The sequence below is a fragment of the Rhodococcus sp. NPDC056506 genome, from assembly GCF_042794945.1.
GTDB lineage: Bacteria > Actinomycetota > Actinomycetes > Mycobacteriales > Mycobacteriaceae > Rhodococcus_F.
The window spans coordinates 17918-37426 of the sequence record NZ_JBHTSW010000027.1 but is presented as its reverse complement, the minus strand read 5'-3'; the positions used below and the strand labels follow the sequence as shown (position 1 = coordinate 37426).

The following is a 19509-nucleotide window of genomic DNA, read 5'->3' as shown; positions in this document are numbered from 1 at the left end:
GTTTCCTGCGGTGTTGAGCTTCTTCGGACGCGAATCGGTGTCCAAGGTGACGGCACCTATGGGGAAGGCGCTGGTCAAGACCGGCCTGACGCCAGACGCGGTGACGGTGATCGGCACGGTGGCGAGTGTCGCCGGGGCGGTGACTCTGTTTCCGTCCGGACACCTGTTCTGGGGAACCATGTTCATTTGGTTCTTCGTCATGTTCGACATGCTCGACGGCGCCATGGCCCGTGCTCGCGGTGGCGGAACGCGTTACGGGGCCGTCCTGGACGCCACCTGTGATCGCGTGGCCGACGGTGCGATTTTTGCCGGCCTTGCGTGGTGGGCGGTCTACCACGAGAACAGCAAGTGGCTTCTCGTGGCGACGCTCATCTGCCTCGTCACCTCGCAGGTCATCTCGTACGCGAAGGCACGCGCCGAGGCGAGCGGGCTGACTGCCGACGGTGGTTGGATCGAGCGTCCGGACCGGCTGATCATCGTGTTGGTCGGCTCGGGCCTTACGGGCATGGGTCTACCGTGGGCAATCCACATCGCGATGTGGGTACTTGCCGCCGGAAGTATCGTCACTGTCTTCCAACGAGTGCTCGCGGTCCGCAATTCACCTGGCGCCCGGGAACTTCTGCCGATCGCCCCGGCGTCATCTACGACCGATGGTGAGTCGAACACCGACGGCGAGGCAGAGCAATGAGTTTTTCCGAGCGTGCAACCGATCTGGGATACGCCGCGGGTTGGCGTCTGGTGCGAAGCCTGCCGGAATCGGTGGCAGTCAAGCTGTTCGACGCCGGAGCGGATTTCGCGGTACGCAAGGGCGGACCCGAACAACTCAGGAAGAACCTCGCGAGAGTTCTGGGCACGACACCGGAGGAAGTCCCGGATCAGCTGATCAAGGATTCGATGCGCTCGTACGCCCGGTACTGGCGTGAGGCGTTCCGTCTACCGTCGATGGACCTGGTCGCCACCGGTAAAGCATTGCATGCGCTGGTCGAGGGCCAGGAACATCTGGAAAAGGCGATGGCGGCAGGTCATGGCGCAGTGCTGGCGCTGCCCCACAGTGGCAACTGGGACATGGCCGGCGTGTGGTGCGTTCAGCAGTGGGGTGGATTGACCTCGGTGGCCGAGCGGCTCAAACCCGAATCCCTGTACGAACGGTTCGTCGAATATCGCGAGAGTCTCGGCTTCGAGATCTTCCCGCTCAGCGGCGGAGAGCATCCTCCGTTCGTCGAACTCTCCAAGCATCTGCGTGAGAACAAGATCGTGTGCCTGTTGGGGGAGCGCGATCTGGCGAAGAAGGGTGTGCCCGTCACGTTCTTCGGAGAACCCACTCGCATGCCCGCAGGCCCGGCGAAGCTCGCGATCGACACCGGAGCGCCGCTTCTACCGGTCCACTGCTGGTTCACTCCCGACGGGTGGGGTTTCAAGATCGACCCGCCGATCGACGTTTCCGGCGGCGTCGGCCCGGCCACGCAGGCACTGGCCGACCGATTCGCGGTCAACATCGCAGAGCACCCCGCTGACTGGCACATGCTTCAGCCGCTGTGGCGCTCGGATCTCTCCGAATCGCGGCTCGCCCGCATGGAGGGTGAATGAAAATCGGCATGATCTGCCCGTACTCCTTCGACGTCCCCGGCGGGGTGCAGGCGCACGTGGTGGATCTGGCCGAGGTGCTGATCGAACGCGGCCACAAGGTGAGCGTCCTTGCGCCGTCGTCCGACGATGACGAGTTGCCGGATTTTGTGGTCTCCGCTGGTAAAGCTGTCGCGATTCCTTACAACGGTTCTGTTGCACGGTTGTCCTTCGGCCCGACGGCGAACGCCCGCCTCCGCAAGTTCATCGCGGAAGGCGACTTCGACGTTTTGCACATCCACGAACCCAATGCGCCGAGTCTGTCCATGCTCGCGTTGCGTATCGCGGAAGGCCCGATCGTCGCCACCTTCCACACGTCGACCACGAAGTCGTTGGTGCTGAGCACTTTTCAGGGTGTCCTGGCCCCGTATCTCGAGAAGATCAGTGGCCGGATCGCAGTGTCGGAGTTGGCGCGTCGTTGGCAGGTCGAGTCCCTCGGATCCGACGCGGTCGAAATACCCAACGGCGTCGACGTCGCAGCGTTTGCCGAGGCCGACATGTTGCCCGGCTATCCGCGCGAGGGTGGAACCATTCTGTTCCTCGGGCGCTACGACGAACCGCGTAAGGGGATGGCCGTCCTCCTCGGTGCACTACCGGAGTTGGTCGAGCGTCATCCTGATCTCGAAGTGATCGTGGTCGGGCGCGGCGACGAGGAAAAACTCCGCAAAGAAGCGGGCAAGTACTTCAAGCATCTCCGACTGCTCGGGCAGGTCAGCGACGAGGAGAAAGCGTCGGCGCTTCGTAGTGCGGACGTCTACTGCGCGCCCAACCTCGGCGGCGAGAGCTTCGGGATCGTGCTTGTCGAGGCCATGGCGGCCGGTACCGCCGTCGTCGCGAGTGAGTTGGACGCCTTCCGCCGTGTTCTTCGCGACGGCCAGGCCGGCTTGCTGGTCCCCATCGGGAACTCCGATGCCCTGGCCGAGGCAATCGATTCCGTTCTCGGCGATCCGGACCGACGCCGTGCTCTCGTCAACACCGCGACAAGTGTTGTCGCCGAATACGACTGGCCGGTCGTTGCCGAGCAGATCCTGCGTGTTTACGAGACCGTCACGGTCGGCGGCACCGGTGTTCGTGTGGTGGGGTCATGACCTTTTCCGCTTTGACGATCTTCATTCTCGGACTTGTCGCCGCCGTCGTCTTGGTCGTCGGGCTGTGGGCCTATGGGACGGCGAATCGACTCGATCGGCTGCATGTGCGTTCGGATCAGTCCTGGTTGGCGCTCGATGCAGCACTGTCCCGCCGTGCAGCGGTGGTCCGCGCGGCGGCCGTGGACATGAGCGCCGACGACGCTCGCAGATTCGTCACCTTGGCGGACGCCGCTGAACGGGCAGACCGGCAAGACCGGGAACTCGCGGAGAACCGGTTGTCCAACGCTCTAGCCGCCTACGGCACGACGTCGCTGCGACCTCAACTGGTGGCCGAGCTGGCCGACGCCGAAGCGAGGGTGCTGATCGCCAGGCGGTTCCACAACGACGCTGTGCGAGACACCCTTGCACTCCGTACGCGTCGTCTTGTTCGCTGGCTTCACCTCGGTGGAACTGCGCCGCTGCCTCAGTATTTCGAGATCTCCGAGCGCACCACCGCGGCCGCGGTGCCCGAGGGCATCACCGTCGATACGTCGCGGACCTCCGCCCGTGTGGTGATGCTGGACGAGGACGATCGGGTGCTGCTGCTGCGCGGGCACGATCCTCAGATCCCGAACACGTACTTCTGGTTCACCGTCGGCGGCGGGCTCGAACGCGGTGAACATCTGCGGGCCGCTGCCGTTCGTGAGATCGAGGAGGAAACCGGATTCGTCGTGGCTCCGGAGAATCTGCGAGGTCCGCTCTGGCGTCGTGTGGCGATTTTCCCGTTCGACGGTGAGCTGATCCGGTCGGAAGAGCTGTTCTTCGCAACGCGCACTCACGGCTTCGAGCCGGTCTTCCAAGGCCATACGGAATTGGAGCAGCGCGCGATTACGGGCCATCGCTGGTGCAGTGCCGACGAGATCCGCCGACTGGCCAAGTCCGGTGAGCCCGTCTACCCGTTGGATCTGGCAAACCTCCTGGTGGAAGCGGCGACGATTGCGGACGGTACCGAGGATCCGGAAGTGCGCTCCATCCGCTGATCCATTCGGCAGATCAGGTGCCGCGGCCATTTAAGGCCAGCAATGGCAAATTGGATACGGAATCGAAGGCCGGTTGGTCCTAGAGTTCTGGCCAGAGGCCTCCGTGCGAATGAACTCGTGTGTTCGCCGTGCCTCGTTTCTTTTGTCACGCCACTACTGCAGGAGTTTGCTGTGAGCACCCCCGACTCTGCCCCCACCACCGCCATCGGCACCGCACGCGTCAAGCGCGGCATGGCTGAAATGCTCAAGGGCGGTGTGATCATGGACGTTGTCACCGCTGAGCAGGCCAAGATCGCCGAAGACGCAGGCGCCGTCGCCGTCATGGCACTCGAGCGGGTCCCCGCGGACATTCGCGCACAGGGCGGCGTCTCGCGCATGAGCGACCCTGACATGATCGACAGCATCATCTCCACCGTCAGCATCCCCGTCATGGCAAAGGCACGCATCGGTCACTTCGTCGAAGCGCAGATCCTGCAGAGCCTCGGCGTCGACTACATCGACGAGTCCGAGGTCCTGACCCCGGCCGACTACGCCAACCACATCGACAAGTGGAAGTTCACCGCTCCCTTCGTCTGTGGCGCCACCAACCTCGGCGAAGCGCTGCGTCGCATCAACGAAGGTGCCGCCATGATCCGCTCGAAGGGTGAAGCCGGCACCGGGGACGTCTCCAACGCCACCACCCACATGCGCACCATCCGTGGCGAGATCCGCCGGTTGACCTCGCTGAGCGAAGACGAACTGTACGTCGCTGCCAAGGAACTGCAAGCCCCGTACGAGCTGGTCGTCGAGGTCGCCAAGGCCGGCAAGCTGCCGGTCACCATGTTCACCGCCGGCGGCATCGCCACCCCGGCAGACGCTGCGATGATGATGCAGCTCGGCGCCGAGGGCGTGTTCGTCGGATCGGGCATCTTCAAGTCCGGCAACCCGAAGCAGCGCGCCGAGGCCATCGTCAAGGCCACCACGTTCTACGACGACCCGGACGTGCTCGCCAAGGTTTCGCGCGGACTCGGCGAGGCAATGGTCGGCATCAACGTCGACGACCTGCCGGTTGGACACCGCCTCGCAGAGCGCGGCTGGTGACACCAGGTTCGACGGGCTCGGGATAGTTGTGTGAGACGGCGGTGGTTGCAGATGCAGCTACCGCCGTTTTCTTTCCTCGGTTCCCATTGCGATCTAGTCACGTAACGGGAAGGCGATCTGCAAGCGGGTTGCTATTGTTTCCTGATGACTAGCATTCGACAGGCATGGTGGTGGCTGCTTCCGCAGTCCGTCTAATCATGTTCACGGGCTGTACGTAGCCCGTGAATGCCTTGCTCGGCATATGGATTCGTGCAGCCCCCAAAACAGGAGCTGTATCGTGGATTCTTTCGAGAGCACTCTTCGACGAAGCGCAGAACTCAATGTCGATATCGCTTCCAACCCGGAGCGATACCGCCTCATTTCGGGTGAACGACCAACCGGATCGTTGCATCTCGGACACTACTTCGGCACGATCATCGAGCGTGTCCGTCTGCAAGCACTGGGGATCGAAACATTTGTCATTCTTGCCGACTATCAAGTGATCGCGGATCGCGACGCGATTGGGCGAGTGCGCGAGAATGTCTACAGCGCAGTAATCGATTATCTCGCCGCTGGTCTCGACCCCCATTGCTCGACGATATTCACGCACTCCGCAGTTCCAGAGTTGAATCAATTGATGCTGCCGTTCCTAAGCCTGATCACCGAGGCAGAACTGCATCGAAATCCCACTGTGAAAGCCGAACACGACGCTTCGGGAAGAGCGCTCAGTGGTTTGCTTCTGACGTATCCGGTACATCAAGCCGCGGACGTGTTGTTCTGCAAGGGCAACTTGGTGCCTGTGGGCAAGGACAACCTCCCGCATGTGGAGTTGACGAGAGTTATTGCGCGCCGTTTCAACGATCGTTATGGTCGCGTATTCCCGGAGCCACAAGCCTTGCTGACTTCTGCTCCGGAAGTACCAGGTATCGATGGAAGGAAAATGTCGAAGAGTTACGGCAACGCGATCTCACTGTCGATGACGGCCGACCAGACAGTGAAGTTGATCCGGAAGGCGCCGACCGACTCTGAACGGACGATCACTTTCGACCGCGCCAACCGTCCGGGGATATCTGCACTACTGACCACAGCGGCGCTGTGCCTGGGCAGGGACGAAGAGTCCCTTGCAGCTGAAGTTGGGAATGGTGGTGCTCGAGCGCTCAAGGAGCTCACCGCTACCGCGGTCAACGAATATTTCGCCGGCCACCGAATCCGTCGAAACGAGATCGCGGCCGATCCTGGGTTTGTTCACGGTGTCGTGAGAGCTGGTAATACCCGTGCCAGCGAGTTCGCGCGCCGAACCCTCGACGAGGTCCGGCGCGCGATGGGAACTACGTACTGATTGTTGGTCTTCAGACCTCGGAGACCTCGAACACGAATTCCACCTCGACGGCACTGTTCCGGGGGAGTTCTGCGACGCCGATCGCGGAGCGTGCGTGTTGTCCTGCGGTACCGAAGATCTCGGCCAGCAGGTCGGACGCACCGTTGATCACCTGGGGTTGCTGGGAGAATCCGGATCCGGAAGCAACAAATCCAACGACCTTGACGACGCGAACGATGCGGTCGAGCCCGACCAAGGCGTCGACGGCCGCGAGTCCGTTGAGAGTGCACAGCCGCGCCGCCTGGGCGGCGTCTTCGACGGAGACGCCTTCACCTAGCTTGCCGATGCACGTCGTGGTGCCGTCGACGAGCGGCAATTGCCCCGACGTGTAGACGAATGCCCCCGTCCGAACGGCGGGGAGGTAGGAGCCTGCCGGGGTAGCGACCGGCGGAAGCGTCAGGTCGAGTGCGGCGAGTCGTGCGGTCCAGGTACTGGCGTCGTTCATCGAGTTCCTCAATGGATTCTTTTGTCTGGGAATGATGTTCGAGTCTGTCATCGGGAGTCTCGGCAAGTCCAAGTCGTATTTGCGCCCACCTCATCACTTTTGGTGATATTCGCCGTCGTCGGAATCTAAATGGTGTTCGAATTGGCCACCTAAACTGTGTCGTATGTCGTCAATTCGTAACATCTCACTGGGGATACCGCTCCGTTCCGGTCACGTACTGGTGCTCGACGGCACGGACTCTGTCACGGGTGAGAACTTCCATCGATTGATCGGTGGCGGTATCGAGTTCGGTGAGACGGCCGAGGCAGCGCTGCGACGCGAGTTCGCGGAGGAACTCGGCGTCACGCTGGGAAGTGTCGAGTTGCTCGAGGTCGTCGAGAACATCTTCGAGTTCGAGGGGCTACTTGGGCATGAGATTGTTCATGTCTTTGCAGTCGACTCAGCTGACATCGATGCGTTTTCGCTCGACGTGCACCTCCGTGTCCTGGACGAAGGTAGTCCAGTCCACTGGGTGTTGGCAGGTGGGACCGACCGCCCTATCTATCCGGCCGAAGTCGCCCGCATTATCAACGCTCTGGTTCAGTAGTGGAATCCGTTGCCAGAACAAGAGTGGCCGCAAAGGGTGTTCCGCAACAATTTTCGGTCAAACGGGATTCTTCGGACTGATTTCTGGAAACTGTAGATAGTCGAACATAGTTTCGAATATTGTGGAGCAATGTTCGATGACGGAGTAGGAAGTTCGAGTGCCGCAGCGCAGCTGTTCGGTGCTGAATCCGACTGCGCCCTCATCGATCTCATCGCCGAACTGCATGCGCGTGAGTCGATGCTCGTGGAACGGAAACTCGCTGCCGTTGCCGAGTTTTTCGAGCGTCGCAGCGCTGAACACTCCGATGCCGGCGCGTGGTCGTCCACCGCGCACGAACTAGCTGAGGCCGAGCTCGGCGCCGCGTTGACCATGGGCCGTGCCGCGGCGGGAAAGTTGATCGGCCTCGGCTTTTCTCTGAAGACTCGACTCCATCGCACGCGTGCCGCTATGGCACGCGGAGAACTGGATCTGTATCGAGTCGGATTGATCGACTCCGCTACAGCCAATGTCGATGACGATTTGATAGACGAGGTGGAACGCCAACTCCTCGAGAAGATTTCAGCACCACAGATACATGGCGGTACCGGCTTGACCGGCCGCCGATTGACGGCGGCCATCGACCGAATCGTCGCCGTGGTGGATCCGGAGGGGATGCGGGAGCGTCGACGCCGCGCCCTGGCTGACCGATTCGTAGGTGTGAGCGCCGCAGAAGACGGAATGGCGCGGATCTTGGGGAGTATTCCGGCGGAGGACGCACGGGCTTTCGACGGTCGGTTGCGGGAGTTGGCGATGTCGGTGTGCCGACACGATTCCCGTAAATACGAGCAGCGACGAGCCGACGCTTTGGGAGCGTTGGTAGCTGGGTCGACAATTCTGCCGTGCGATTGTGACCGGGCCGACTGCCCACAAGACCGCAGCGGGATTGTTGTGGTGCGTCGGCCATTAGTGCACGTGGTCATGGTGGAATCCGCGCTCCAGGGCGGTGACTCGCCAGGTACAGACGAACCCGCTCACCTCGACGGATACGGAGTGATCAGTGCAGAGCATGCGCGTGACATCGCCGCGGGTGCGTTGATTCGGAATGTGAAGGTACCAGCCGATGCGGCGCTCGAGTCTGCCGATGAGGGCGAGCCAGTACCTTCGCCTGTAGTTCCGTCGCCTGTAGTTCCTTCGGCGATGGTGTACCGCCCGGGCGCTGTCCTCGACACGTGGGTGAGGGTGATATCGGGTAGCTGTCAGTGGTTGCACTGCGATGTCGCGGCATGGAATTCCGATCTCGATCACACCGAACCTTTCGATCATCGCGATCCAGCACGTGGTGGAAAGACCGTGGCCTCGAACTTGAGTGCCTATTGTCGAAATCATCACCGCCTCAAGCATTCCGGTCAGTGGGTGCACACCTCGAATCCGGACCGGAGCGTCACGCTGACCTCGGCGACCGGACATTGTTACCGAACTCGGCCGTCAGGTCTGCTCGCAGGAATGCTCGAGCCTGTACTGCCCGAGGGCGGTCGGCGTCGACGTACGCGTTTGGAGAACAAGGCGGCCCGCGTGCGGGGTGAACGCCGGCGCCAGCGGATACGGATGCACCTGCGGATGAAGAAGAAGGTCCAGAGGAGGACCGTCGATCGAGGAGACGATCTACCGCCATTCTGAGTAGATGCGCCCCGTCGCTCAGTGTTTTCGGGTGCCCAGTTTTCGGATGCCCACTTTGGTGGCCGGGGCTGCATCAGGCATTGTGTGAAGGTCGGTAGACGTCGGTACACGGGAAGATGTGGAGCATCGATGGCGAGGATCGAAGAAATTCTGGAGTTGGAACGCCTCGAGCGTGACATCTTCCGAGGAATCATCGCGGAAACCACCCTGACCCGTACTTTCGGCGGCCAGGTCGCCGGCCAGGCATTGGTGTCGGCAGTACGAACGGTCGATCCGGCCTATTCAGTTCATTCGTTGCACGGATACTTCCTGCGTCCGGGAAATCCGATGGAACCGACCGTCTTCCTGGTGGATCGTGTTCGCGACGGACGATCGTTCGCGACTCGCCTGGTCACCGGAATCCAAGACGGACAAGCCATTTTCACGATGTCGGCATCCTTCCACGTCCAGGACGAAGGCATCGAGCACCAGGACGAGATGCCGCCCGTCCCTGACCCTGAAACGCTCGCCATCGCCCAGGATTCGGAAGACCCCGAGACCGCATGGTTGGCTCGCGAGTGGTCCGACTGGGACCTGCGAATGGTGCCGAAGGCAGACATCAACAAACGCCCGGGCGCTGCCGCACAGCAGCAAGTGTGGTTCCGTTCCCGCGAGGCGCTCCCGGACGACCCGGTATTTCACGTCTGCACGCTCGCATACATGAGCGACATGACGTTGCTCGGATCTTCCCGCGGCCCCCACATGGACGTCGCGATGCAGAGCGCCTCGCTTGATCACGCCATGTGGTTCCTGCGGCCGTTCCGCGCCGACGAGTGGCTGTTGTACGACCAGACGTCGCCGTCAGCGGGCTTCGGTCGGGCACTGACGCAGGGGCGCATCTTCGACAGCCGAGGAAACATGGTTGCCGCGGTCGTCCAGGAAGGCCTGACCAGGCTCTATCGCCCGAAGTGAGATCAACCGCAGTGAAGTCAACCGCAGTGAAGTCAACCGCCGTGAAATCGAACGCGGCGAGAGCGCACCGCAGGCCGGGCCGGATGGTCGTACCTGACCTCGAAATCGACCTCCTCGGACACCGCTGAGCGGTGCGCGAGGAGTGCCTCGACGGTCCACAGATCTGCCTCCGGTGTGTGCCGCCGCATGGCGGGTTCGCTCATGTCCAGGCGGACGGTGACGTCGAACTCCAGTCCGCGCCCGAGCAACATCGGACCGGCGATCACGATGACCGCGCGCTCGTGGACAGGGATACGGGTCGAGCGAGCCGAGCGATCAGTGGTTTCGTCCCAGAGTTTCGGCAACAGCGTTCGTTTGGTGCGGGCCGCGGTGATCACTTCACGATCGAGTGCCGGGTAGTCGAACCAGATGGTGCGGTAACTCAGCGCATCCTCGTGGCCGAACTCGTATCGCAGCGACGCCGGCCGCACGTAGTCGTGCAGTGACACAACGGCACTCGGCCTGCTGTGCGACTCGACTGCAACCCCGACCAGATCCGCGAGCCGAGACGGCTGTGCACAATCAGGTCCGTCGATCGCTACTACCGCCACCGACGGAAACGATCCGCTCAGCGTTGCAATCTGCTCGGCCAGAGCGAGGGGACTGGACGGGATGAATGTACTCACGCCCACCATGGTGCCGTGCCCGCTCGCCAAGGCGATATTGTGAACCGTCATCGCGCCCAGTGCGGCGGCCTGTGTATGCGGTCAATGTTTCCGGAGGACTCATGGTTGGTATCGAGGAGATCCTCGCGCTCGAACACCTGGAGAAGGACATCTTCCGTGGTGCGGTCCATCCCACTGCACTTCAACGGACGTTCGGCGGGCAGGTTGCCGGGCAGTCGTTGGTTTCTGCCGTGAGCACCGTTGACGAGAGCTACCACGTGCACTCGTTGCACGGATATTTCCTGCGCCCGGGCAATCCGAAGATTCCGACGGTCTACCTGGTGGACCGCATCCGCGACGGGCGCTCGTTCTGCACCCGCCGGGTGAATGCAGTTCAGGACGGCAAGACGATCTTCACGATGTCGGCCTCGTTCCACGTCGACGACGAAGGTATCGAGCACCAGGATCGGATGCCCTCCGTTCCGGCGCCGGAGGACTTGCCGGATGCGCAGACCGTTCCCAAGTTGGCGGAATCGCAGTTCTACCAGGAATGGAAGAACTGGGACATCCGAATTGTGCCGGCCGAGCAGAGTGCGTCAGCGCCGGATCTGGCCGCCCAGCAGCGTGTATGGATGCGCTACCGCGAGGCTCTGCCGGATCGTCCGCTGCTGCACATCTGCACCCTCGCGTACCTCAGTGACATGACTTTGCTCGGAACTTCCAAAGTCCCGCACCGGGGCGTGAAGACGCAAACGGCTTCGCTCGATCACGCGATGTGGTTCCTACGGCCCTTCCGAGCCGACGAATGGTTGCTCTACGACCAGACCTCACCGTCGGCAGGTTTCGGTCGCGCGCTCACTCAGGGGCGTATCTACGATCGCGATGGCAACATGGTGGCAGCGGTGGTTCAGGAGGGTTTGACGCGACTGGAACGCGAACCCGACAGCAGTGAGAACAAGAACAGCAGTGCGAACAAGGACAGCCGTGAGAACAAGACAGGAACTGTGTGATGACTCGTCCGTTGATCGGTGTTCTCGCCCTGCAAGGTGATGTTCGCGAACATCTTGCCGCACTCGATGATTCGGGAGCGGACGCAGTCGGTATCCGGCGACCCGAGGAACTCGACAAGGTCGACGGCATCGTGATCCCGGGTGGCGAATCCACCACCATGAGCCGGCTTCTGCAGGTTTTCGAGCTGCTGGAACCGCTTCGTGATCGACTCCGCGGCGGGCTGCCGGCTTACGGATCGTGTGCCGGCATGATTCTGCTCGCCAGCGAGGTACTCGACACCCGGCCGGACGCCGAACATCTCGGCGCCATCGACATGACGGTGCGCCGCAACGCTTTCGGTCGTCAGGTCGATTCCTTCGAGTCCGACCTGGAGTTCGAGGGAATCGTCGGTGATCCCATCCGCGCAGTCTTCATCCGCGCACCGTGGGTCGAGCGGGTCGGTCCGGGTGTTGAGGTGCTCGCGCAGGTTCCCGCCGCGGCGGGGGAGGCCGCGGGCCGGATCGTCGCGGTTCGGCAGGGCTCGGTGATCGCCACTTCGTTCCATCCCGAGGTCACCGGGGACCGTCGAGTCCACGAGATGTTCGTCGATCTGGTGCGCGGCTAGGGCGCTAGTTCACTTCGGCTGAACTACAGCTCCAGTTCGCGGGCAAGGATCGCCGCCTGGACGCGTGAGGTGAGGTGCAGCTTCGACAGAACTCGCGACACATGCGACTTCACCGTCGGAGCACCGACACCGAGTTCACGCGACAGTTCGGCGTTGGACAGACCCATACCCAGTAGAACGAGAACTTCGCGTTCGCGATCGGTGAGCTCGCTCAGTCCGAGCGGCTCGGCGGGCTTGGGAGTGCGCTGAACGAACTCGCCGATCAGTGCGCGTGCGGCTCGGGGAGCAAGCACCGCATCGCCGCCCGCGACATTGCGGATGGCGCTGGTCAGTTCGTCCGCTGTCGCGGTCTTGAGCAGGAAGCCCGACGCACCGGCGCGCAGAGCTGCGAAGACGTATTCGTCGAGGTCGAAGGTAGTCAACACCAGAACGCGGCTGCGGGTCGTAGCGATGATCTGACGGGTCGCTTCGATGCCGTCGGTGCCAGGCATCCGGATGTCCATCAGCACGACGTCGGGTTGATGTGTGCGGGTGACGGTGATTGCCGACGCGCCGTCTCCCGCTTCCGCAACGACATCGATGTCGTCATGCTGCCGCAGAATCATCGACAGGCCGGAGCGGATCGCGGCGTGGTCGTCGACCAGGGCGACGGTGATCACCGATCCGTTCCGTTCGGTGTGTGGACCGGTAGCTGCGCGCATACCGTCCATTCTCCGTCGACCGGCAGTGCGTCGAGTGAACCGCCCAGCAGCTCGGCGCGATGACGCATGTTTGCAAGCCCGCGCGTTCGTGCCCGCGGACTGGATATGTCGGGACCGATGGGGTTTCGGATCTCGATCTGTAATGCATTGTGCTGGAGGGAGATCGACATCGAGATCGGCGCGCCCGGCGCATGCTTGAGCGCATTGGTCAACGCTTCCTGGGTGATTCGATACGCCGTGTGATCGACCACGCTCGGCAGCTCGGCGGCGTCGACGTCGATCGCTACATCCACTGCGCTGCCGGTGGCACGGGCCGCGTTCAGTAGAACGGGCAACTCGGTAAGCCGCGGGGGAGAGGAACGCGGGTCAGGCGTCTCGCAGTCCCCGGCGTGAAGCAGTTCGATCATCGACCGCATCTCGGAAAGCCCCGCGAGGCTGCTCGATCTGATCGCCCCGATCATTTCCCGCAAGCCATCGTCGGGTTCACCCCGTTCAGAGGAGAGAGTTGCGGTGGAGAGTGCAGCTTCGGAGTGGATGGCGATGGCAGAGAGGTGGCTTGCGATCACGTCGTGCAGATCCCGCGCCATGGTTGCCCGTTCGTGAGCGACCGCGGCCTCGCGGTCCAGAGCGGCGAGTGCTTCGTGGACTCTGGAACGCTCGCGTTCTGCCTCGGTCAGTTCGACTTGTCGACGGATGACCAGTGCCCACCACACCGGCGTACCGAAGAACAGAGCGGTCACGACGCCCGCCCCAGCCGCAGCGCGAACGTCCCTGGTGGACAGGTAAACGAGTGCGGTGAGCGCGGCAACCGTCACCGCGGTCAGAGAACACACCACTCGGCCCAGTCGCGCCGTCCCGTACAGAACTGCGGCGTAGGTGAGATCCGAGAGGACGAGCCACATCGGCAGAGTGGGGCCAAGGGCGGCGTCGACCGCGACGATGACGGCCCCCGCCGCCAAGGCCGTTGCCGGGCGCACCCGGCGGAACGAGTCGATCGCACACAGCAGAGCCAGCATCCCGATCCGAACCCCGACGGGAACGTCGGCGACACCTCCGACATCGGTCCACATTTTGTACAGGCCGACGAGGTAGAGAAGTACCCCGATCGCGAACAGACCGATGGCGATGAGCGGATCGTTCCACTTGCCGACGCTCCGACTTCTGGTCACCACAGACTTATCAGAGCACGTCGGGGCGCCTGACTTGTCATACCAAATGATGAGGTCGGCGTTGTTCCGACGGCTGATGCGCGGATCCGAGCGAGACGACACGCTCAAGGTATGAAAATTCGTTTCGAGATGATGATCGGCATTCTCCTCGTCGTCGGGGGCGCTTGTCTCTGGCTGTTCGCGCGTGACGCCGAGTTCTTCTGGTTTCGCGGCGGGCCACTCGGGGTGATTTTGGCGATCATCGGTGCTTTCGACATCGTGAACGCAGTCCGGACGAGGGACACGGTGACACCCGAGCGCCGACACGACTGACGTGGAACTCGTCCTTCTGACGACCCTGGGCGGCCTCGCCTTGCTGGACAGTACGAGCATCGGAACGTTGGTCGTCCCGGTGTGGATGTTGTTGAAACCGGGACGACCGCAGGTTCGCAGTCTGCTGACCTACCTGGTAGTGATCACGACGTTCTATTTTGTTGTCGGGGTAACCGTCTGGACGACGGCCCGCGTGGGCATGCCGGTTGTCGCCCCGCTTCTCGACACACCGGTAGCCCGCGGCGCACAGTTGATCCTCGGTATCGCGTTGTTCGCGTTGAGTTTTCGATTCGACTCCGAGAAGCGGCGCATATCTGGTCAGGCCGATCGAACGCACGCCTGGCGGGAGCGGGTACTTGATTCGAGTCGTTCGGCGAGAAGCGTCGTACTTCTGGCCATTGCAGCCGGAACCGCCGAATTGGTGACGATGCTGCCCTACTTGGCGGCGATCGCGATGATCACAGCTGCTGGGCTGTCCTCAGTCATGTCGGCGTCGATACTTGCCGGTTACTGCCTGATCATGGCCGCACCGGCAGTCATTCTTCTGTGCGGTCGGGTCGTGGCCGGGAACCGCCTGGACAAGCCGCTGCGCCAGGTGGACTCGCTGATGTCCCGTTACGGCGACAGTGCGATCGGATGGGTGTTCGGCATCGCCGGCTTCTACCTCGCCGGCAATGCCGCTGCCGTGTTGTTCGCCAATCAACCAGCCTGAACCAGCGAATTGATCAGCTTCACACCGTCTTCCGGGTGATCGACGGTTACGGCGAACAGTCGTCCGTTCTCGAGAGTGACCACTATCGCCTCACCTGAGCGGAGAGTGACGGCCGTTCCGCGCGGTGTGATCCGGTAGCCCCATCCACCCCATTCGGCCGGACGTATCGAATCGACCGATGCGGACTTCACCTTCGAGATGGGGATTTTCTTCCATCGAACGCCCCAGGAACTGATGCCGAGACCGTGACGGTCGACGCGCACGGTGACCGAAGCGAAAGCCGTGATCGCGAGAGTCGACACACCCAGGATCACGGCAACCCACCAATCCGAATACGCGGCAGTGGCGATCACGAGAACGACGAGGCCGGCGGTGAGGATCCACGGCCAGATGCTGCGGACCTGCCCGACCCACACTGCACGTTCGGAGGCCGCGAGCTGCGTGTCCAGCGTCGGGGTCGGCAGTGGTGACTCAGGTTCGTCTCGTCGCTGCTCAGGCAGTGCATACGCCAGAACTCCGACCAGTACGGCCGCGATCGGCGCAAGAACCCACCAACCGATACGCGCGTCTTCCGGTGCTCCGGCGTCGATCGTGAGGGCGACGCTCAGAATCCAGATCGTTGCCAACGTCGCACTCGAGATCGAGGTGACGGCCAGAAACAGGGGCGCGTTGGTGCTCGAACGGGCCGCGACAACACACGCGAAAACGACTGCCACCAGTGAAAGCGCCAGCGCGATGGTGAAGAACGTCGTTGTGGTGCTGAACCCGTCCGGGTTCGATCCGGACCAATGGCTCGCGACGGTCTCGGGTAGGCGGTCGCCCCACGCGAAGCGCGCGAGAACCAGGATCAGGGTCGGGATCAGAGTCAGTGAGGCTGCTGTCCAGAGTCGGATCTTGCTGGTCGTCATTGTGTGCTGGTCTCCTTGATGAGGTCGAGCATGTGCGCGGTGTCGAGTCCCAGATTTCGGGCCTGTCGAACGAACTCGCGTGCAGATTCGTTGAGAGCCGTTCTTCCCGAGTCGAATTCGGCGCGAATGACGGCGCCACGTCCGCGTCGGAGGTCGATCAGGCCTTCGTCGCGGAGTGTTGCGTACGCTCGAAGGACCGTATGGAGATTGACGTCGATCGACTCGGCGAGAGCGCGAGCGGACGGCAGTCGATCACCCGGGCCGATTTCGCCGCGGATGACCGAGCCACGAACCCCAGCGGCAATCTGTTCCGCGAGTGGAGTTGTGGAGGCGTGATCTATTCGCACCAACATGTTTGCATTCTATGCAAACAATGCTGTGTTTGGTCAATTCGTGTCGGGGGATGCAGCGAGTTGTGACGTGGGACGGGTAACATCGGCAGAGCTGAAAGACGCGCATTCGGCGTGCGCAACGCAGCAGGAAAGGGGCTTGAATCGCATGAGCGGCCACTCAAAATGGGCCACCACCAAGCACAAGAAGGCTGTGATCGACGCACGTCGTGGCAAATCCTTCGCGAAGCTGATCAAGAACATCGAGGTGGCGGCACGAACCGGCGGTGGCGATCCCACGGGCAACCCCACCTTGTTCGACGCCATCCAGAAGGCGAAGAAGACGTCAGTTCCCAATGACAACATCGAGCGTGCGCGCAAGCGCGGCGCCGGTGAAGAAGCGGGCGGCGCAGACTGGCAGACCATCATGTACGAGGGCTACGGACCCAACGGCGTCGCCGTTCTGATCGAGTGCCTCACCGACAACCGCAACCGCGCAGCCGGTGAAGTTCGCACCGCGATGACCCGCAACGGTGGCAACCTCGCCGACCCGGGTTCGGTCTCCTACCTGTTCGCTCGCAAGGGCGTCGTCACGCTGGAGAAGAACGGCCAGTCGGAGGACGACGTCCTGATGGCTGTGCTCGACGCCGGCGCCGAAGAGGTCACCGATCTCGGTGAAACCTTCGAAATCGTCAGCGAGCCACAGGATCTGGTTGCCGTACGTTCGGCACTGCAGGAAGCCGGCATCGACTACGACTCCGCCGAAGCCGATTTCCGCGCTTCCGTCGAGGTTCCGCTGGATGTCGACGGCGCTCGCAAGATCTTCAAGCTCGTCGACGCACTCGAAGACTCGGACGACGTGCAGAACGTCTACACCAACATCGATCTGTCCGACGAGGTTCTCGCGGCCCTCGAAGACTGATTGCCTTTCAACTCAGCCCGGCCCTGACGTCCTCGTCACGGCCGGGTTGCGTGTTGATGCGGGGCAGTAGTCCCGCGCACCGCTAAGCTATCGAACAGCTGTTCGGTATGGAGAGGTGTGACAAAGTGCGCGTGCTCGGAGTGGACCCAGGCTTGACTCGCTGCGGGTTGGGTGTGGTCGACGGGAGCAACGGCAGGAAAGTGCGCCCCATTGCCGTCGACGTGGTGCGGACCCCGGCAGAGATGGATCTCGGATCTCGGCTCCTACGGATTTCCGATGCGGCTGAACTGTGGATCGAGCAGTACAAGCCGGAGGTTGTCGCGATCGAGCGTGTGTTCGCGCAGCACAACGTCAGTACCGCGATGGGGACGGCGCAAGCAGGTGGAGTTGTGGCGCTCGCTGCCGCCAGACGCGGAATCCCGGTGTGTTTCCACACGCCCAGCGAGGTGAAGGCCGCCGTCACCGGTAGCGGTAACGCAGACAAGGCGCAGGTCACCGCGATGGTGACTCGAATCCTGAATCTGAAGACGGCGCCGAAACCGGCCGACGCCGCCGACGCTCTGGCGCTGGCGATCTGTCACTGCTGGCGAGCGCCCATGATCGAGCGAATGGCCCGCGCCGAGGCGATGGCCGCCGAACAAATGCGTAAGTATCAGGCAAAATTGGCCGAGATGAAGAAGGCAGGTTCACGATGATCGCGTCGGTACGCGGCGAGGTACTCGATATTGCGCTCGACCATGCGGTCATCGAAGCGTCGGGTGTCGGCTATCGGGTCAACGCCACCCCCGTGACGCTCGGTGCGCTCCATCGCGGAAGCGAAGCGCGCCTGTTCACGACGATGATCGTTCGCGAAGACTCGATGACGCTCTACGGATTTTCCGACACCGAGTCGAAGGACCTGTTCAGCCTCTTGCAGACGGTCTCGGGAGTCGGGCCGCGCCTGGCGATGGCAACTCTCGCAGTTCTCGAACCCGACGCATTGCGGCGTGCACTGTCGGAAGGCAACCTGACGGCGTTGACGAGGGTCCCCGGCATCGGCAAACGCGGTGCTGAGCGCATGGTCGTCGAATTGCGCGACAAGGTCGACGCGGTTGCGACGACGGCCGGCGCGGCCTCCGGTGTCGTCGCCGGTAGTTCGATCCGCGATCAGATCGTCGAAGCTCTCGAAGGTTTGGGTTTCCCGATCAAGCAGGCCGAGCAGGCCACGGATTCGGTTCTGGCGGAATCACCCGAGGCCACTACGTCGGTAGCGCTGCGTTCTGCCCTGTCGCTGCTCGGTAAGACTCGATGAACTTCGATCCGATCGACGATTTCGACGACGAATCGCAGGTCTCTGCCGAATTGGTGGCGGGAGACGGCGACGTCGAAGCGAGTTTGCGCCCCAAGAGTCTCGACGACTTCATCGGGCAACCCCGAGTCCGCGAGCAATTGCAGCTCGTGCTCACCGGAGCAAAACTTCGTGGCAGCACGCCTGACCACATCCTGATGTCCGGTCCGCCCGGACTCGGAAAGACGTCGATGGCGATGATCATCGCGGGGGAGTTGGGCTCCTCCCTGCGGCTGACTTCCGGGCCGGCGCTCGAACGCGCCGGCGACTTGGCGGCGATGCTGAGCAATCTCGTCGAGGGCGACGTGTTGTTCATCGACGAGATTCACCGAATCGCTCGTCCGGCCGAGGAGATGTTGTACCTGGCGATGGAGGACTTCCGCGTCGACGTCGTCGTCGGTAAGGGGCCCGGCGCCACGTCGATACCTCTGGAGGTCGCACCATTCACGTTGGTCGGTGCGACGACCCGATCCGGTGCGCTAACCGGTCCGTTGCGCGACCGCTTCGGATTCACCGCACACATGGACTTCTACGAACCCGAAGAGCTGCAACAGATTCTGATGCGCTCGGCGGGAATTCTGGGAGTCAATCTGGAAGTTGACGCCGGCGCCGAAATCGCGAGACGCTCGCGGGGGACACCGCGTATCGCGAACCGATTGCTGCGACGGGTTCGTGACTTCGCGGAGGTGCGCGCCGACGGAATCGTCACCATGGACGTCGCTCAGGCCGCCTTGGCTGTCTACGACGTGGACCAGTTGGGCTTGGACCGACTCGACCGATCCGTCCTGAGTGCGCTGGTGCGTTCATTCGGCGGCGGGCCCGTCGGCGTGTCGACGCTGGCCGTCGCTGTGGGCGAGGAACCGTCGACGGTGGAAGAAGTGTGCGAGCCCTTCCTGGTCCGTGCCGGGATGATCGCCCGGACGCCGCGAGGTCGTGTGGCCACCGCCGCTGCCTGGACTCAACTGGGAATGACGCCACCGCCGGATGCGGCCGCGGGCGGTATCGAGGTTCGCGTCAACGAACCGCAGGCCACGTTGTTCGATCCGAACGGAGCGTGAATTTCGA

23 protein-coding genes are annotated in these 19509 nt (G+C 62.6%); 17 read left to right on the top strand and 6 right to left on the bottom strand.

The window, feature by feature from the left end; genetic code table 11:
- Positions 1–10: 10 nt before the first annotated feature.
- The 6 genes from pgsA to trpS all read left to right on the top strand — a co-directional run bounded on the left by pgsA (position 11) and on the right by trpS (position 6128).
- Positions 11–688: a phosphatidylinositol phosphate synthase gene (gene pgsA / locus ACFQ6H_RS20260; RefSeq protein ID WP_378533297.1), complete on the top strand. Its 678-nt coding sequence runs from the start codon at positions 11–13 to the stop codon at positions 686–688.
- Positions 685–1587 (top strand): phosphatidylinositol mannoside acyltransferase, encoded by a 903-nt coding sequence (locus ACFQ6H_RS20255; protein WP_378648177.1) that lies wholly within the window; start codon positions 685–687, stop codon positions 1585–1587. The genes pgsA and ACFQ6H_RS20255 overlap by 4 nt, the downstream gene beginning before the upstream one ends.
- Positions 1584–2711: a glycosyltransferase family 4 protein gene (locus ACFQ6H_RS20250; protein WP_378533293.1), complete on the top strand. Its 1128-nt coding sequence runs from the start codon at positions 1584–1586 to the stop codon at positions 2709–2711. Before ACFQ6H_RS20255 ends, ACFQ6H_RS20250 begins: the two co-directional genes overlap by 4 nt.
- Positions 2708–3730 carry an NUDIX domain-containing protein gene (locus tag ACFQ6H_RS20245; protein ID WP_378445867.1) on the top strand — a complete coding sequence of 341 codons (1023 nt, stop codon included), beginning with the start codon at positions 2708–2710 and terminating at the stop codon, positions 3728–3730. Before ACFQ6H_RS20250 ends, ACFQ6H_RS20245 begins: the two co-directional genes overlap by 4 nt.
- A 171-nt stretch (positions 3731–3901) precedes the next feature.
- Positions 3902–4810, top strand: coding sequence for a pyridoxal 5'-phosphate synthase lyase subunit PdxS (pdxS, locus tag ACFQ6H_RS20240; RefSeq protein ID WP_003943338.1), 909 nt, complete (start codon positions 3902–3904; stop codon positions 4808–4810).
- A 277-nt stretch (positions 4811–5087) separates the two neighbouring features.
- Positions 5088–6128, top strand: coding sequence for a tryptophan--tRNA ligase (trpS, locus tag ACFQ6H_RS20235; protein ID WP_378648176.1), 1041 nt, complete (start codon positions 5088–5090; stop codon positions 6126–6128).
- 10 nt (positions 6129–6138) lie between these two features.
- Here the strand turns inward: trpS and ACFQ6H_RS20230 are convergent, their stop codons facing one another.
- A complete protein-coding gene (locus tag ACFQ6H_RS20230) occupies positions 6139–6612 on the bottom strand; it encodes a RidA family protein (RefSeq protein WP_378648175.1) in 474 nt (157 codons plus the stop codon).
- Between the two features lie 163 nt (positions 6613–6775).
- On the opposite strand from ACFQ6H_RS20230, the gene ACFQ6H_RS20225 reads away from it, so the two are divergent.
- From ACFQ6H_RS20225 to ACFQ6H_RS20215, 3 genes are all read left to right on the top strand, one after another.
- A complete protein-coding gene (locus ACFQ6H_RS20225) occupies positions 6776–7198 on the top strand; it encodes an NUDIX domain-containing protein (RefSeq protein WP_378648173.1) in 423 nt (140 codons plus the stop codon).
- Between the two features lie 129 nt (positions 7199–7327).
- Entirely contained in the window at positions 7328–8854 is a 1527-nt protein-coding gene (locus ACFQ6H_RS20220) for a DUF222 domain-containing protein (RefSeq protein ID WP_378648171.1), read from the top strand.
- Positions 8855–8983: 129 nt separating this feature from the next.
- Positions 8984–9805, top strand: a complete 822-nt coding sequence (locus tag ACFQ6H_RS20215; RefSeq protein ID WP_019748291.1) for an acyl-CoA thioesterase II — start codon at positions 8984–8986, stop codon at positions 9803–9805.
- 32 nt (positions 9806–9837) lie between these two features.
- Here ACFQ6H_RS20215 and ACFQ6H_RS20210 read toward each other — a convergent pair whose 3' ends face one another.
- Positions 9838–10521: a hypothetical protein gene (locus tag ACFQ6H_RS20210; RefSeq protein ID WP_378648169.1), complete on the bottom strand. Its 684-nt coding sequence runs from the start codon at positions 10519–10521 to the stop codon at positions 9838–9840.
- Between the two features lie 50 nt (positions 10522–10571).
- Here ACFQ6H_RS20210 and tesB point away from each other — a divergent pair, with 50 nt between their 5' ends.
- Positions 10572–11459: an acyl-CoA thioesterase II gene (gene tesB / locus ACFQ6H_RS20205; RefSeq protein ID WP_378544535.1), complete on the top strand. Its 888-nt coding sequence runs from the start codon at positions 10572–10574 to the stop codon at positions 11457–11459.
- Positions 11459–12064, top strand: a complete 606-nt coding sequence (pdxT, locus tag ACFQ6H_RS20200; protein ID WP_378630477.1) for a pyridoxal 5'-phosphate synthase glutaminase subunit PdxT — start codon at positions 11459–11461, stop codon at positions 12062–12064. Before tesB ends, pdxT begins: the two co-directional genes overlap by 1 nt.
- 23 nt (positions 12065–12087) lie before the next feature.
- Here pdxT and ACFQ6H_RS20195 read toward each other — a convergent pair whose 3' ends face one another.
- Both ACFQ6H_RS20195 and ACFQ6H_RS20190 read right to left on the bottom strand, forming a co-directional pair.
- Entirely contained in the window at positions 12088–12765 is a 678-nt protein-coding gene (locus tag ACFQ6H_RS20195) for a response regulator (RefSeq protein ID WP_378648167.1), read from the bottom strand.
- Positions 12720–13934, bottom strand: coding sequence for a sensor histidine kinase (locus tag ACFQ6H_RS20190; RefSeq protein ID WP_378648165.1), 1215 nt, complete (start codon positions 13932–13934; stop codon positions 12720–12722). Before ACFQ6H_RS20190 ends, ACFQ6H_RS20195 begins: the two co-directional genes overlap by 46 nt.
- Positions 13935–14045: 111 nt before the next feature.
- Here ACFQ6H_RS20190 and ACFQ6H_RS20185 point away from each other — a divergent pair, with 111 nt between their 5' ends.
- Both ACFQ6H_RS20185 and ACFQ6H_RS20180 read left to right on the top strand, forming a co-directional pair.
- The gene (locus ACFQ6H_RS20185; RefSeq protein ID WP_378648163.1) at positions 14046–14246 is read left to right on the top strand and encodes a hypothetical protein; all 201 of its coding nucleotides are present in this window, start codon (positions 14046–14048) and stop codon (positions 14244–14246) included.
- A 1-nt stretch (position 14247) separates the two neighbouring features.
- The gene (locus ACFQ6H_RS20180; protein WP_378648161.1) at positions 14248–14958 is read left to right on the top strand and encodes a GAP family protein; all 711 of its coding nucleotides are present in this window, start codon (positions 14248–14250) and stop codon (positions 14956–14958) included.
- Here the strand turns inward: ACFQ6H_RS20180 and ACFQ6H_RS20175 are convergent.
- Together ACFQ6H_RS20175 and ACFQ6H_RS20170 are read right to left on the bottom strand one after the other, a co-directional pair.
- A complete protein-coding gene (locus ACFQ6H_RS20175; protein WP_378648159.1) occupies positions 14946–15866 on the bottom strand; it encodes a hypothetical protein in 921 nt (306 codons plus the stop codon). The genes ACFQ6H_RS20180 and ACFQ6H_RS20175 overlap by 13 nt on opposite strands.
- Positions 15863–16219, bottom strand: coding sequence for a GntR family transcriptional regulator (locus tag ACFQ6H_RS20170; protein ID WP_003943322.1), 357 nt, complete (start codon positions 16217–16219; stop codon positions 15863–15865). Before ACFQ6H_RS20170 ends, ACFQ6H_RS20175 begins: the two co-directional genes overlap by 4 nt.
- A 145-nt stretch (positions 16220–16364) precedes the next feature.
- On the opposite strand from ACFQ6H_RS20170, the gene ACFQ6H_RS20165 reads away from it, so the two are divergent.
- From ACFQ6H_RS20165 to ruvB, 4 genes are all read left to right on the top strand, one after another.
- Positions 16365–17117, top strand: coding sequence for a YebC/PmpR family DNA-binding transcriptional regulator (locus ACFQ6H_RS20165; RefSeq protein ID WP_230817251.1), 753 nt, complete (start codon positions 16365–16367; stop codon positions 17115–17117).
- Between the two features lie 125 nt (positions 17118–17242).
- Positions 17243–17812 (top strand): crossover junction endodeoxyribonuclease RuvC, encoded by a 570-nt coding sequence (gene ruvC / locus ACFQ6H_RS20160; protein ID WP_243617247.1) that lies wholly within the window; start codon positions 17243–17245, stop codon positions 17810–17812.
- A complete protein-coding gene (gene ruvA / locus ACFQ6H_RS20155) occupies positions 17809–18408 on the top strand; it encodes a Holliday junction branch migration protein RuvA (protein ID WP_003943318.1) in 600 nt (199 codons plus the stop codon). Before ruvC ends, ruvA begins: the two co-directional genes overlap by 4 nt.
- Positions 18405–19502, top strand: a complete 1098-nt coding sequence (gene ruvB / locus ACFQ6H_RS20150; protein ID WP_378445879.1) for a Holliday junction branch migration DNA helicase RuvB — start codon at positions 18405–18407, stop codon at positions 19500–19502. Before ruvA ends, ruvB begins: the two co-directional genes overlap by 4 nt.
- Positions 19503–19509: the final 7 nt, after the last annotated feature.

Bases quoted from the DNA above. Each gene is read 5' to 3' on its own strand.
- ACFQ6H_RS20255 (WP_378648177.1), top strand. From the start codon at position 685: ATGAGTTTTTCCGAGCGTGCAACCGATCTGGGATACGCCGCGGGTTGG.
- ACFQ6H_RS20250 (WP_378533293.1), top strand. From the start codon at position 1,584: ATGAAAATCGGCATGATCTGCCCGTACTCCTTCGACGTCCCCGGCGGG.
- ACFQ6H_RS20245 (WP_378445867.1), top strand. From the start codon at position 2,708: ATGACCTTTTCCGCTTTGACGATCTTCATTCTCGGACTTGTCGCCGCC.
- ACFQ6H_RS20230 (WP_378648175.1), bottom strand. From the start codon at position 6,612: ATGAACGACGCCAGTACCTGGACCGCACGACTCGCCGCACTCGACCTG.
- ACFQ6H_RS20225 (WP_378648173.1), top strand. From the start codon at position 6,776: ATGTCGTCAATTCGTAACATCTCACTGGGGATACCGCTCCGTTCCGGT.
- ACFQ6H_RS20220 (WP_378648171.1), top strand. From the start codon at position 7,328: ATGTTCGATGACGGAGTAGGAAGTTCGAGTGCCGCAGCGCAGCTGTTC.
- ACFQ6H_RS20215 (WP_019748291.1), top strand. From the start codon at position 8,984: ATGGCGAGGATCGAAGAAATTCTGGAGTTGGAACGCCTCGAGCGTGAC.
- ACFQ6H_RS20210 (WP_378648169.1), bottom strand. From the start codon at position 10,521: ATGACGGTTCACAATATCGCCTTGGCGAGCGGGCACGGCACCATGGTG.
- tesB (WP_378544535.1), top strand. From the start codon at position 10,572: ATGGTTGGTATCGAGGAGATCCTCGCGCTCGAACACCTGGAGAAGGAC.
- pdxT (WP_378630477.1), top strand. From the start codon at position 11,459: ATGACTCGTCCGTTGATCGGTGTTCTCGCCCTGCAAGGTGATGTTCGC.
- ACFQ6H_RS20195 (WP_378648167.1), bottom strand. From the start codon at position 12,765: ATGCGCGCAGCTACCGGTCCACACACCGAACGGAACGGATCGGTGATC.
- ACFQ6H_RS20185 (WP_378648163.1), top strand. From the start codon at position 14,046: ATGAAAATTCGTTTCGAGATGATGATCGGCATTCTCCTCGTCGTCGGG.
- ACFQ6H_RS20175 (WP_378648159.1), bottom strand. From the start codon at position 15,866: ATGACGACCAGCAAGATCCGACTCTGGACAGCAGCCTCACTGACTCTG.
- ACFQ6H_RS20170 (WP_003943322.1), bottom strand. From the start codon at position 16,219: ATGTTGGTGCGAATAGATCACGCCTCCACAACTCCACTCGCGGAACAG.
- ACFQ6H_RS20165 (WP_230817251.1), top strand. From the start codon at position 16,365: ATGAGCGGCCACTCAAAATGGGCCACCACCAAGCACAAGAAGGCTGTG.
- ruvA (WP_003943318.1), top strand. From the start codon at position 17,809: ATGATCGCGTCGGTACGCGGCGAGGTACTCGATATTGCGCTCGACCAT.
- ruvB (WP_378445879.1), top strand. From the start codon at position 18,405: ATGAACTTCGATCCGATCGACGATTTCGACGACGAATCGCAGGTCTCT.